Origin of the sequence: Nocardia sienata NBRC 100364 (genome assembly GCF_001613205.1) — a bacterium.
GTDB classification, from domain to species: domain Bacteria; phylum Actinomycetota; class Actinomycetes; order Mycobacteriales; family Mycobacteriaceae; genus Nocardia; species Nocardia sienata.
On sequence record NZ_BDBX01000050.1, the window covers coordinates 18366 to 31742 of the forward strand.

The following is a 13377-nucleotide window of genomic DNA, read 5'->3' on the forward strand; positions in this document are numbered from 1 at the left end:
CGTTCCGCACGCGTTTCGTCTATTGCGGATGTTCGGCTCGCGCGTCCGGGCCCCGAGGGGCGGCGGGCGCCGGGATCAGGTGGCGCCGCCGTGGTAGGTGAGGACCTGTTCGCTGATGCGGATCCGGCCGCCGGGTGGGAGTTCGGTCGGGGACTGGCTGATCCGGGTCCAGCGTGGCTCGCCGGGGGTGGAGACGAAGGTTCCGGCGGCGGTGCCGGCGTCGCGGAGGAAGACCTTGCCCGCATCGACCGATAGGTAGGCGTGGACCCGGGAGATGTGGCGATCGCGCTGCAGGACCAGTGGAGCGGCGGTTTTACGGCGAACCGATTCGTCGACCGAGGGGCCGCGGCCGATGACGTAGGCGCGGTCCAGCGGGTAGGCGGTACCGTCCTCGGCCACCAGGGTCGGCGGGGCCGGATCGGCTTGGTCGGCGCTGTGCACGCGCGTGTGCGGACGGGGCCGGGCCGGTTCCTTGCGCAGGCGGATCGGTTCGGGATCGACGCGGACAGGCGTCGGCGCGGGCGTCCACGCCCGGGTACCGGGCAGCGGTTCCGCGGCGCGGCTTTCGGCGAGACCGGTCCGGGGCCCGGAGTGCAATTCGGGTTCCGGCTCGCTCGCGGCGAGCCCGGCCGGTGCCGTGGCGACGGGTACGTAGGGGGTCGCCGCTTTTTTCGCCGGGGTGGTGGCCCGGTTCTGGGTCTTGGCGCTGCGGCGTACCGCGGCCTTGATGACGAAACCCCCGCCGGGCACCACTCCGGCGCGCAGATCGGTGCGCGGATACGGCGTGATCCGGCCGTCGGTTCCGGGGCCCACGGTCAGTGTGCGGACCGGGTCGCGCACGATCTCGTCCACCCAGGTGAAGGCCCGGGCGCCGACGAGCCGTCGGGAGCCCTCGGCCCCGGAGATCATCGCCGATACGGTGCCGCGCAGCAGGACCAGGGTGCCGTCGGCGGTGGGTGCGACGAGCCCGAACGGGGGCGGCTCCGAACCGGTACCGAAGACGACCGCGGCGAGCCGCTGGGCGATGGCCGCCCCGGGATGTTCGGCGTCCGCCACGGCTTCGACCGCGCCGAGTATCCGCTCGGTGGACGCGTTGGCGCCCACGAGATAGATCACGACGTCACCGAACCGCGCGACCAGGCCCTCGCCCGGTGCGATACCGATAGTGGACGTATCAACGCGCACCCGCGGCTCCTTCCTGGCGCACCACCGGATCCAGCATAGATGCGATTCCGTTACCCGGCTCATGAGATGGTGACGACGGATCGCCGGGGTGAGCGGGGGAACTGCGGATCGCCGCACGGAACAGAGAGTAGAGAACGTTATGCCGCTCAGCGCATTGGACGAACGTATCGCGATGGTCCCGGTCGACCTACCGGCCGCGCGGCCGGCGCCGTCGGTTGGCTACCGCGCGCAGGCCGGGCGCGCTGTCGCGGCTCATCGCTGCTCGTCCGGCTCGCCGGATGTCCTGCGGGCGGGTGCGGCGTGATCCGTGCGGCGTGCGCCCGGGATATCCCGGTGCTACAGGAGATCGAGGTGCGGGCGGGGCAGCCGTTCGCGGCGGTGGGGATGGACGCGGTCGCCGGTGACGAGCCGCTGCCGGCCGAGGTGCTGGGGGAATTCGTCCTGGATGAGCGAGCCTGGGTCTGGGAGACGCCGGACGGGGAGCCGGTGGGTTATCTCATCGCGAGCGTCGTCGACGGTAACGCCCATATCGACCAGGTATCGGTACTGCCCGAATACCGCGGGGCGGGAATCGGCCGGCGCCTTATCGACCGCGCGGTGCGCTGGGCCGCCGCCCACCGGTTGCCGGCGATAACGCTCACCACATTCACCGAAGTGCCGTGGAACGGGCCGTACTACCGGCGGCTGGGTTTCCGCTATCTCGATCCGGCCGCCGAGACCCCGCAGCTGCACGCTCTGCGGGCCGCCGAGATCGCGCACGGCCTCGACCGCTGGCCCCGGTCGTGTATGTGGGCCGCGGTCGAGACCTGGGAATACGCCTGAGTTCACGCCACGGCGGCCACCGCGGCCTCGGCGGCGGCCAGGGCGGCGGCCCGCTCGGTGGGGACCAGTCCGATCCGGGTGCGGCGGTCCAAGAGGTCACCGGCGTCGAGGGCGCCTTCCTGCTCCAGCGACCACCTGAACTCCGCCGCCAGCACATCCGCGCCGGGCGCGACCGGGACGGCCAGATCGGGGTCGGCGGCCGTCAGCGCGACTACCGCGGGGGCGTCGGCACCGTAGCGCTCGATCAGGAGCTGCGGTGCGGCCAACCGGTCCCGGGCCGCCCCGGCGACCGCGCCGGCCAGCGGCAGATTCTTCGTCCGGCACGGGCCGGCGCTCAGGCGCGCTCGGGCCACGGCGGCGTCGACGGCGTCCTGCGCCATCTTGCGGTAGGTGGTGAGTTTGCCGCCGACCACCGTCACCAGCCCGCTCGGCGCGGTGAGGACCGCGTGCTCCCGGGAGATATCGGCCGTGCTGCCGCCGGCCGTGCGCAGGAGCGGCCGCAGGCCGGCGTAACTACCGCGGATATCGGTGTGGGTCAGTGGGATGCGCAGCACCGTGTTGACCGTGTCGAGCAGGAAGTCGATCTCGGTGCCGGTGGGCCGCGGTTCGTCGGGGACGGGTCCGGGCGCGTCCTCATCGGTCAGGCCCAGATAGACCCGTCCGTGCGGGGCGGGCAGGGCGAAGACGAAACGGCCGACTGCGCCGGGCACCGGCACGGTCAGCGCCGCGGTGAGCCCGCCGAAGGCGGCGGCGTCGAACACCAGATGGGTGCCGCGGCTGGGACGCAACTCGATACTCGGATCGACCTGGTCCGCCCAGACGCCGGCCGCGTTGACCACGGCCGCGGCGTGGACCTCGAGGCTTTCGCCGGTCAGGGTGTCGCGCAGGACGGCCCCGGCGCCGCCGACCTGTTCGGCGGCGACGCGGGTCAGCACCGTCGCGCCGTGCGCGGCCGCGGTGCGGGCCAGCGCGACCACGAGTCGCGCGTCGTCCACCAGTTGCCCGTCCCACGCCTGCAGGCCGCCGCGCAGTCCGTGCTGCCGCACTGTGGGTGCCAGGCGAAGTGCTTCGGCCCGGGTCACCCGCCGCGACCGCGGTAGCAGTGCCCCCGGCGTGCCCGCACCCACCCGCAGCGCGTCGCCGGCGAGGAAACCCGCTCGCACCAGGCCCCGGGTGGACAACCCGATCCCGGGCAGCAGCGGGACCAATTGGGGGAGCGGCCGGACCAGGTGCGGAGCATTGCGGCGCAGCAGGATTCCCCGCTCCACCGCGCTCTCGTGCGCGATGCCGATCTTGCCGCTCGCCAGGTAGCGCAGTCCGCCGTGCACCAGTTTCGAACTCCACCGGCTGGTGCCATGGGCGAGGTCGTGGCGTTCTACCAGGACGGTGCGTAGTCCGCGGGCGGCCGCGTCGAGCGCGACGCCGGCGCCGGTCACACCGCCCCCGATCACCAGCAGGTCGATATCCGGGTTGTCTCCGAGGGAGGTGAGCTCACGGCGCCTGCGGTGCGCGTTGAGCGCGGGCCCGGCGGCGGGGGAGGGGTTCTCGGCCATCTGTTTCTCGGCACGGCGCCCGCCGGAGAGACGGAACCGAAGGCGGGGACGGTTCGCCGCTTCCGGATGCGCCGGGCGCTACTCCTTCCTGGAAGGTGGGATCACGGGGCGAGATAGGTATCGAGAGCGTGCCGGAGTTCGGCGTCGAGCGCGGATCCGTCGAGCAGATGGGCGACCGTGGCCGCCGACTGCACCGCGGATTGGGTGATCAGCAGCACCATGGCCGCCAACCGGCCGGGGTCGCCGGTCCGCACCGACCCGTCCGCCTGACCGTCCCGGATACCGGCGCCGAACAGGTCGAGCAGTTGACGCTGGTTGCGGCCCAGCCGGCCGAAGACGTAGGTGAGCATGAGGTCGGTATCGGTGCGGAAGATCTTGCCGAACAGCGGGTTCGACCGGACCTCCGCCGCGCCGGTCACCACGCCGGTGACCAGCCGCTCCCGGGCCGGGCCGCCGGTCGGCACGGCGGTGGCGATGATCTCGTGCAGTTCACGCACCAGTAGTTCGGCGATCAGGTCGCGGCTGTCGGACCATCGGCGGTAGACGGTCGGCCGGCTCACGCCCGCCCGGCGGGCGACCTCGGCGAGCGTGGTGCGCCGGACGCCGAACTCCGCGACGCATTCGCGAGCCGCGTCCAGGATCGTCTGCTCGACCGCTGCGCCGGATGACACGGACTCGACCTCGTCTCCACTCGGGTTACTGCTTGACACTGCATGTCAAACTGTAACGCATGACAGGTGAGCAAGGCGAACGTCCGGTGAACTCGGCGTCGAGCGGGCGGCGACCGGATATGGTGTGGGACGCCTGGGGTGTTCCCGCCGGGCACACACCGCTGCCCGAGCAGATCCGCGGCCTGCTGACACAGGTGTTCGGAATCTCCGGGGAGCCGGCGGCGCGTCGTGATGAGGGCGAGGTGCCGCTCCGGCCGTCGGTCCTGTCCCCGGACCGGCGGGCCGGTCTGGCAGACCTCGTCGGCGCCGGCCATCTCTGCACCGAACCGGTCACCCGGCTGCGGCACGCCGGCGGCAAGAGCACCCCCGACCTGCTGCGACGCCGCGATCCGGCCCCGCAGGACGCACCGGACGCGGTGGTCTATCCCGCCGACCACGACGAGGTGGCGGCCGTCCTCGCCTACTGCTCGGAACAGGGCATCGCCGTGGTGCCCTTCGGCGGCGGCACCAGTGTGGTCGGCGGGCTCGACCCGGTGCGCGGCGCGTTCGACACGGTGATCGCGCTGGATCTGCGCAGGCTGGATGCCCTGCTGGACTGTGACCCGGTCTCCGGCACCGCCACCTTCGGCGCCGGGGTCACCGGCCCGCGTGCCGAACAGTTGCTCGCCGAGCACGGGCTCTCGCTCGGGCATTTCCCGCAGAGTTTCGAATTCGCCAGTATCGGCGGATTCGCCGCGACCCGGTCGTCGGGTCAGGCCTCCGCGGGGTACGGCCGGTTCGACGATATGGTCCAGCGGGTCCGGGTGGCCACGCCCACGGGAAGTGTGCTGCTGGGCCGGGCGCCCGCCTCGGCCGCCGGACCCGATCTGCGTGAGTTGTTCGTCGGCTCGGAGGGCGTGCTCGGCGTCCTCACCGAGGTTACGGTGCGGGTCCATCCCGTCCCGGAGACCACCACCCATATGGCCTGGTCGTTCCCGGATTTCGAGACCGGAGCCGCCGCGTTGCGCGCGGTCGTGCAGGCGGGCGCGGCGCCGACGGTGCTGCGGCTGTCCGACGAAGCCGAGACGGGGCTGAATCTGGCGCGGGCCGGAAATGTCGGCGGCGCCTCGGTTTCCGGTTGTCTCGCGGTGACCACGTTCGAGGGCACCGCCGCCCACACCGCGGCCCGTGGCGCCGAGGCCGCCGCGGTACTGCGCGCTACCGGTGGTACCGAACTCGGGCCGGAACCGGCCCGGGAGTGGCAGCACGGCCGTTTCGCGGCCCCCTACCTGCGCGACGCGCTCCTGGATGTCGGGGTGCTGTGCGAAACCCTCGAGACCGCGACCACCTGGAGCGCGCTGGCGGATCTGAAGGCGAAGGTGACGAGAGCGCTCACCGATTCGCTGACCGCCCAGGGGGCGCCCGCCTTGGTGATGTGCCATATCTCGCACACCTACCCGGCCGGCGCGTCGCTGTATTTCACGGTGGTGGCCAAACTGCTCGACGACCCGATCACCCAGTGGCGGGCGGCGAAAGCGGCCGCCGGGGACGCCATCGCCGGCGCCGGCGCCACCATCACCCATCACCACGCGGTGGGCGCGGATCACCGCGCCTGGTTGCCCGACGAGATCGGTGACCTGGGTGTGCGGGTATTGCGCGCGGTGAAACGCGAGATCGACCCGGCCGGGATCCTCAACCCTGGCAAACTGCTGCCATGACACGCCGCAACGAAGCGGATGCCCGGGAGGTACGTACGGTCGCCGTGGTGACCAACCCCGCTTCCGGGCAGGGTAGGGCGCGTGAGTCCGCTCGGACCGTCGTCGAGCGGTTGCGCGCGGACGGCGCGGAGGTCGTCGAGATCCACGCCCCCTCCGCCGCGCGGACCCGTGAACAGGTGCGCGAGGTGGTGACCGGCGGCGCGCCCGACGCGGTCGTCTGTGTGGGCGGTGACGGCCTGGTGAACACGATCCTGGATCCGCTGGCCCGGTCCGGCGTTCCGCTGGCCCTGGTTCCGGCGGGCACGGGCAACGACCTGGCACGCGAACTGGGCATTGCCGACGAGCCCGCCCGCGCCGCGGAACTGGTCCGATCCGGGCGGGTGCGCGCCATCGACCTGGGCCGGCTGGAACCCGCCGGACACGACCCGATGTGGTTCGCCACCGTCGCGTGCACCGGCTTCGACGCGCGGGTCACGCTGCGTGCCAACCGGATGCGCTACCCGCGCGGCCGCTCGCGCTACACCGTCGCCGCGGTCGCCGAGATCGCGCACGGTATCGCGGTGCCCTACCGGATCGAACTGGGCGGTTCGCCGGCGGAGGCGATCACCACGGAGGCATTGCTGGTCGCGGTGGGTAACACCACCACCTATGGCGGCGGCATGCTCATCTGCCCGGACGCCCGGTGCGACGACGGTCTGCTCGATGTGACCGTGGTCGGCAAGGTTTCGCATCTCGAGATGCTGCGGATCCTGCCCGCGCTCTCGGCGGGCCGGCGCATCGATCATCCCGCGGTGAGCCAGTATCGGACCGAAATACTGAGTTTGCGCGCTCCCGGCGCCCCGGCCACCGCCGACGGTGAACCCGCGGGCCGGCTGCCGCTCACCGTGCGCGTCGAGCCCGGGGCGCTCACCGTACTGACCCCTTGACGGCGGTGGTCAGGCGGCGAACCGGACCCGCAACCGGTCCACGCCCGTCCGGTCGACCACCACGACCGAGGCGGGCGCGGGCCGGGGAGCGGTTCCGGCCGCCAGCCGCTCCAGCATCCGTCTCCAGCGCCACACGTGCCAGCGGAACGACAGCAGCCCGACCCGCCGCCCCCGCGCATACTGCCCGGCACGGGCGACCGTCGCCGGCACATCCAGCAACACCATGTGCAGTTCGCGGCCGTGCCGGACGGCCCAGCGGGTCAGCATCCGGCGCGTGAAACCGACGGTGCCGCAATCGTGGATCACCACGGGACCGCGGTGATCGCGCAGCGCGACCCAGATGCGGCCGAAATGCACCACGTGTACCACCGGCCGCCACAGCGGGTAGGGCAGCCAGGCCAGCCGGCGCCGCCACGCGTTGCGGGCATGGATGGAATCGAGCACCACCGACTGGTCGGGACCGGGTATCGCGTGCTCGGCGTCGGGGTCGGAACCGAACAGCCGGCGCAACGCGGTGCTCTTGCCCGCACCGGGGATTCCGGCGAACAACACGGCCGCGCTCGCCGGGTATCGGAGCTCCCGCGTCGGCCGGCCCCGTAGGTCGTCGACGGCGCGGGGCCGGACGATTTCCGAATCCGATTCGGGGAAGATGGATTCCGCGGGGTTGAACGGTAACGAGTCGAGCGGGGGGTTCACCCCGTCCAGGGTCCCCAGTCGAACCGATTTCGGCAAGAATGTCTCCTTTGTCCGCTCGAGGTCACAGCTTTCGGCCGGGGCCGCACACCGCGGCGCGCCGGGCGCCGGGCTGAGAATTCCGGTGCTCAAGCTGAGAATTGTTTATGGATTAGGAGCACAGGCCGGGATCGGCGGTAGTCTTACTGCTGTAGGCGGAGTCTTCGGTGTCCCTCATCCACCGAAGGCTCCGCCTCGGCTATGTCCACCACCTTTCCCGAGGTCCGGTGCGGTGGCCCGCCCCCTCGCTCCCGTCTGCCGTCGATCGCACCGTTGCAGACGGTCGGGCCGCACCCCGCGACACCGGCGGTGCCGCCCTAGACACTAGAATCGCGGCGTGACCAGCGCAGCCCCTGACAACACGCGTAATCGTGCCGATGCCCTCCCCAAGAGCTGGAATCCCGGCGAGGTGGAGGCCGACCTGTACGAGCGCTGGGTAGCCGCCGGTTACTTCCGGGCCGACCCGCACAGTTCCGCGCCCGCGTACTCGATCGTGCTGCCGCCGCCCAATGTGACGGGCACTCTGCACATGGGTCATGCGCTCGACCACACGCTCATGGACACCTTGGCGCGTCGTAAGCGGATGCAGGGTTATGAGGTGCTGTGGCTGCCCGGGATGGATCATGCCGGTATCGCCACCCAGACGGTGGTGGAGAAGCAGCTCGCCGCGGACGGGAAGACAAAAGAGGATTTCGGACGCGAACTGTTCGTGCAGAAGGTCTGGGACTGGAAGCGGGAATCCGGCGGCGCGATCCAATGGCAGATGCGGGCGCTCGGCGACAGCGTGGACTGGTCGCGGGACCGGTTCACCATGGACGAGGGCCTGTCGCGCGCGGTCCAGACGATCTTCAAGCGCCTCTACGACGCGGGTCTGATCTACCGAGCCGAGCGGCTGGTGAACTGGTCGCCGGAACTGCGTACCGCCATCTCCGATATCGAGGTCAAGTACGAGGATGTCGAGGGCGAACTGGTGTCGCTGCGATACGGCTCGCTCGACGATGCCGAACCGCATGTCGTGGTCGCCACCACCCGGGTGGAGACCATGCTCGGTGACACCGCCGTCGCGGTGCACCCGGAGGACCCCCGGTACCGCGAGCTGATCGGTACCACCCTCGAACATCCGATCACCGGGCGGCAGATACCGATCATCGCCGACGACTACGTGGATCCCGAATTCGGTTCCGGCGCGGTGAAGATCACGCCCGCCCATGACCCGAACGACTTCGAGATGGGCCTGCGGCACAACCTGCCGATGCCCACGATCATGGACGAACGCGGCCGGATCGCCGATACCGGTACCGAATTCGACGGGATGGACCGCTTCGAGGCGCGGGTGAAGATCCGCGAGCGCTTGGCCTCCGAGGGCCGGATCGTCGCCGAGAAACGACCCTACCTGCACAGCGTCGGGCATTCCGAGCGCAGCGGCGAGGCGATCGAGCCGCGGCTGTCCATGCAGTGGTGGGTGAAGGTCGAATCGCTGGCCAAGGCGGCCGGCGACGCGGTCCGCAACGGCGATACCGTCATCCACCCGGCGAGCCAGGAACCGCGCTGGTTCGACTGGGTCGACGATATGCACGACTGGTGTATCTCGCGGCAGCTGTGGTGGGGCCACCGCATTCCCATCTGGTACGGGCCCGAGGGCGAAATCGTGTGCGTCGGCCCCGACGAGCAGGCCCCCGAGGGGTGGGTGCAGGATCCCGACGTCCTGGACACCTGGTTCTCCTCCGGGCTGTGGCCGTTCTCCACGATGGGCTGGCCGGACGCGACTCCGGAGCTGGCGAAGTTCTATCCCACCAGCGTGCTGGTCACCGGGTACGACATCCTGTTCTTCTGGGTGGCCCGGATGATGATGTTCGGCACCTTCGTCGCCGACGACGCCGCGGTGTCCACCGGTAAGGGCGGGGCCTATCAGGTGCCGTTCGAGGATGTGTTCCTGCACGGTCTGATCCGCGACCAGTTCGGCAAGAAGATGTCGAAGTCCCGCGGCAACGGGATCGACCCGCTGGACTGGATCAAGAACTACGGCGCGGACGCGCTGCGCTTCACGCTGGCTCGCGGCGCTCAACCCGGTGGTGACCTCTCGGTCGGTGAACCGCACGCCCTGGCTTCGCGCAGCTTCGTCACCAAGCTGTTCAACGCGACGAAGTTCGCGCTCATGAACGGTGCCCGCCCGGGTACGGTGCCGGCACGGGAGACGCTGACCGACGCCGACCGCTGGATCGTGGACCGGCTCGACGAGGTGCTCGCCGAGGTCGACGCCGCGTTCGACGCCTACGAGTTCGGTAAGGCCTGCGAGGCGCTCTACCACTTCGCGTGGGACGAACTCTGCGACTGGTATCTCGAACTGTCCAAGGTCCAGTTCGCCGAGAGCGAGGAGCGGGCCGAATCCACCCGGGTCGTGCTCGGGTCGGTGCTGGACGCGGTGCTGCGGCTGCTGCACCCGGTGATCCCGTTCGTCACCGAATCGCTGTGGCAGGCGCTGACCGGCGCGGAGTCGGTGGTCGTGGCGGCCTGGCCGCAGCGCACCGGCACGCCCACCGATACCGGGGCGGCGCGGCGGATCGCCGACCTGCAGCGACTGGTCACCGAGATCCGCCGGTTCCGCAGTGATCAGGGGCTCAACGACAAGCAGAAGGTCGCGGCACGGGTGCTCGGCCTGGACGCGGCAGGTCTGGCGCATCTGTATCCGGAGGTGAGCACTCTGGGCCGGCTCACCGAGCCCGGTGTGGATTTCGCGGCGACCGCTTCGGTGGAGGTGCGGCTGGGCGGTACCACGGTCACCGTCGAGGTCGACACCTCGGGCACCGTGGACCTCGCGGCCGAGCGGCGTCGCCTGGAGAAGGACCTGGCGGTCGCGCAGAAGGAACTGGCGGGAACCGAGGCCAAACTCGGTAACGAGGCTTTCCTGGCCAAGGCCCCGGAAGCGGTGGTGGACAAGATCCGGGCCCGGCGCGAGGTCGCCGCGGCAGAGGTGGAGCGGATCGGGGCCCGCCTGGCCGAGCTGAGCGGCAAGTGAGCGCCCACGGCGACGACGGCGAGCCGGAGCCCCGGGACGGGGGCTCGCGCCTGGGTACCGGGCCGTCACCGGTGGATCTGGCGGAGATGGCGCTGGTCGAGGCGGAACTCGACCAGCGCTGGCCGGAAACCAAGATCGAACCCTCGCTCACCCGGATCGCCACGCTGATGGATGTGCTGGGTTCGCCGCAGCGCGGGTTCCCGGCGATCCATGTCGCGGGCACCAACGGTAAGACGTCGGTGACCCGGATGATCGATTCCCTGCTCACCGCCCTGCACCGCCGGACCGGCCGACTCACCAGCCCACATCTGCAGTTGGCCACCGAGCGGATCAGCATCGACAACCGGCCGATCTCCCCGGCCCGCTATGTCGAGCTGTACCGGGAGATGCAGCCCTATATCGAGATGATCGACGCCCAGTCGGCGACCGCGGGCGGCCCGGCCATGAGCAAATTCGAGGTGCTCACCGCCATGGCCTACGCGGCGTTCGCCGAGGCGCCGGTCGACGTCGCGGTCGTGGAGACCGGTATGGGCGGCAGCTGGGACGCCACCAATGTGATCGACGCGCAGGTCGCGGTGATCACCCCCATCGGCCTCGACCACACCGACTACCTGGGTCCGGACCTGACCTCCATCGCCAAGGAGAAGGCCGGGATCATCAAACGCGCCCCGGAGTCGCTGGTCCCCACCGATACGGTCGCGATCATCGCCGAACAGGATCCCGAGGCGCTGGAGGTACTGCTGCGCCGGGCGGTGGAAACCGACGCCGCGGTGGCACGGGCCGGTTCGGAATTCCAGGTGCTGAGCCGGCGGATCGCCGTGGGCGGGCAGCAGCTGGAACTGCAGGGGCTCGGCGGGGTCTACGACGAGATCTTCCTGCCCTTGCACGGCGAGCACCAGGCCCACAACGCGGCGCTCGCGCTGGCCGCGGTAGAGGCGTTCTTCGGTGCCGGCGCGCAGCGGCAACTGGACATCGACGCGGTCCGCGCCGGTTTCGCCGGGGTCACCAGCCCCGGCCGCCTCGAGCGGATGCGCAACGCGCCCACCCTGTTCATCGATGCCGCGCACAACCCGGCCGGTGCGACCGCGCTGGCCGCCACCCTGACCTCCGAGTTCGATTTCCGCAAGCTGGTCGGGGTGGTCGCGGTGCTGGCCGACAAGGACGTCGGCGGTATCCTCACCGCGCTGGAACCGGTTTTCGACGAAATCGTGGTGACCACCAACGGGTCCCCCCGGGCGCTGCCGGTGGATCAGCTCGCCGATCTGGCGGTCCAGCGGTTCGGCGACGAGCGGGTGGTCACCGCGGACTCGCTGCCGGACGCGCTCGAAACCGCCGTCGCGCTCGCGGAGGAGGTCGGGGCGTCCGGTGAGATGGTCTCCGGCGCGGGTGTGGTGGTCACCGGGTCGGTGGTCACCGCCGGTGCGGCGCGCGCCCTGTTCGGGAAGGATCCGGCGTAATGCCGAGGACCGGCCCCCGCCGACGACGAGGAACAGCATGAGTGAGCCCGAAGCGCCGAAGCCCGAGGCGAGGACCCCGGCTCCGCCCGATCCCTGGAAGGGTTTGCGTGGGGTGATGGCGGGCGCCCTGGTACTCGAGGCGATCACGGTGCTGCTGGCGCTGCCGGTGGTCGCCGATATCGCCGGTGGTGTCACCTGGGTATCGGGTACCTATCTGGTGGTACTGGCCCTGGTGATGATCGCCGGTGCGGGTCTACAGCGCCGTTCCTGGGCGGTCCCGTTCAACCTGGGGTTGCAGGTGCTGGTGCTGATCGGCGGGGTCTTCCATCTGTCGATCGCGGTCATCGGCGTGATCTTCCTCGCGGTCTGGGCCTTCATCCTGCTGCTGCGCTCGGATGTGAAGCGGCGGATGGACGAGGGGACATTGCCGAGCCAGCGCACGTCCGGCGGTTCCTGACCGAGTCGGCCGGGCCGTGTACCGATCGTCTGTCCATGTCGGGTCCGACCTGGTGGGCGTATCGCTACCTGCGGGTAGGCCGGAGGTGGACTGCGGTTGGGCCGCGTCCGGCGGCGCCCATTAGGCTGACCGCGTGACAGAGCAGACGTTGATTCTGATCAAACCGGACGGTGTGGCCCGCGGCTACGTCGGCGAAGTACTGAACCGGATCGAGCGCAAGGGTCTCACCATCGCGGCCCTCGAGCTCAAACAGGTGACCGAGGAAGTGGCCGCCGCCCACTACGCCGAGCACGCGGAGAAGCCGTTCTACGGCTCGCTGATCGAGTTCATCACCTCGGGCCCGGTCGTCGCGGCCGTCCTGGAGGGCCCGCGCGCCATCGCCGCCTTCCGGCAGCTGGCCGGCGGGACCGACCCGGTCGAGAAGGCCGCGCCCGGCAGTATCCGTGGCGATCTGGGCCTCGAGACCCAGTACAACCTGGTCCACGGATCGGACTCGCCCGACTCGGCGAAGCGCGAAATCGCCCTCTGGTTCCCCGAATTCCCCCTCTGATCACTGTCCGGTGACGGGCTGACCGGACCCGTGCGAGTGCCTCGCGCAGCGCCATGGCGAACACCTGGCGCACGGTGTGGGATACTGGTACATGGTTGCGCTCCACAGTGGGCACGACCGGATGACACACTGCGGAACGATGCCGCCATCGCTGCCGCGGACGTACAGCCGGATTCATGGGCTGCGTCTGCCCGGCGCGCTGGACGAGCGCTCGGACCGCGGAGTTCAGCCATATGCCAGGCGCCGCGTGGCCAGTTAGCCCGACCGACGTTCGATAGTGGAGATAACCGGGCACGCGGGGCGAGACAATT

At 70.6% G+C, this 13377-nt stretch carries 11 protein-coding genes; 7 read left to right on the forward strand and 4 right to left on the reverse strand.

Annotated elements, in window-relative coordinates:
- Window positions 1-75 precede the first annotated feature (75 nt).
- Window positions 76-1185 (reverse strand): FHA domain-containing protein, encoded by a 1110-nt coding sequence (locus tag NS4_RS24530; protein ID WP_063061858.1) that lies wholly within the window; start codon window positions 1183-1185, stop codon window positions 76-78.
- Between the two features lie 300 nt (window positions 1186-1485).
- Here NS4_RS24530 and NS4_RS24535 point away from each other — a divergent pair, with 300 nt between their 5' ends.
- A complete protein-coding gene (locus NS4_RS24535; RefSeq protein WP_063061859.1) occupies window positions 1486-2007 on the forward strand; it encodes a GNAT family N-acetyltransferase in 522 nt (173 codons plus the stop codon).
- A gap of 2 nt (window positions 2008-2009) precedes the next feature.
- Here NS4_RS24535 and NS4_RS24540 read toward each other — a convergent pair whose 3' ends face one another.
- Both NS4_RS24540 and NS4_RS24545 read right to left on the reverse strand, forming a co-directional pair.
- Window positions 2010-3560, reverse strand: coding sequence for a glycerol-3-phosphate dehydrogenase/oxidase (locus NS4_RS24540; RefSeq protein WP_063061860.1), 1551 nt, complete (start codon window positions 3558-3560; stop codon window positions 2010-2012).
- Window positions 3561-3661: 101 nt separating this feature from the next.
- Entirely contained in the window at window positions 3662-4231 is a 570-nt protein-coding gene (locus NS4_RS24545; RefSeq protein ID WP_157106216.1) for a TetR/AcrR family transcriptional regulator, read from the reverse strand.
- Between the two features lie 119 nt (window positions 4232-4350).
- On the opposite strand from NS4_RS24545, the gene NS4_RS24550 reads away from it, so the two are divergent.
- Together NS4_RS24550 and NS4_RS24555 are read left to right on the forward strand one after the other, a co-directional pair.
- Window positions 4351-5928, forward strand: coding sequence for an FAD-binding oxidoreductase (locus tag NS4_RS24550; RefSeq protein WP_063061862.1), 1578 nt, complete (start codon window positions 4351-4353; stop codon window positions 5926-5928).
- Window positions 5925-6854, forward strand: a complete 930-nt coding sequence (locus NS4_RS24555; RefSeq protein WP_063061863.1) for a diacylglycerol kinase family protein — start codon at window positions 5925-5927, stop codon at window positions 6852-6854. The genes NS4_RS24550 and NS4_RS24555 overlap by 4 nt, the downstream gene beginning before the upstream one ends.
- Before the next feature lie 9 nt (window positions 6855-6863).
- On the opposite strand, the gene NS4_RS24560 is transcribed toward NS4_RS24555, so the two are convergent.
- On the reverse strand, window positions 6864-7586 hold the full coding sequence (locus tag NS4_RS24560) for an AAA family ATPase (protein ID WP_245665687.1): 723 nt from the start codon (window positions 7584-7586) through the stop codon (window positions 6864-6866).
- A gap of 337 nt (window positions 7587-7923) precedes the next feature.
- On the opposite strand from NS4_RS24560, the gene NS4_RS24565 reads away from it, so the two are divergent.
- From NS4_RS24565 to ndk, 4 genes are all read left to right on the forward strand, one after another.
- Complete coding sequence (locus NS4_RS24565) at window positions 7924-10602, forward strand: valine--tRNA ligase (RefSeq protein ID WP_063061864.1); 2679 nt, start codon at window positions 7924-7926, stop codon at window positions 10600-10602.
- Between the two features lie 50 nt (window positions 10603-10652).
- On the forward strand, window positions 10653-12059 hold the full coding sequence (gene folC, locus NS4_RS24570; RefSeq protein WP_439955809.1) for a bifunctional tetrahydrofolate synthase/dihydrofolate synthase: 1407 nt from the start codon (window positions 10653-10655) through the stop codon (window positions 12057-12059).
- Window positions 12060-12096: 37 nt separating this feature from the next.
- Window positions 12097-12516, forward strand: coding sequence for a DUF4233 domain-containing protein (locus NS4_RS24575; RefSeq protein WP_063061865.1), 420 nt, complete (start codon window positions 12097-12099; stop codon window positions 12514-12516).
- Window positions 12517-12649: 133 nt separating this feature from the next.
- Entirely contained in the window at window positions 12650-13066 is a 417-nt protein-coding gene (ndk, locus tag NS4_RS24580; RefSeq protein WP_063061866.1) for a nucleoside-diphosphate kinase, read from the forward strand.
- Window positions 13067-13377: the final 311 nt, after the last annotated feature.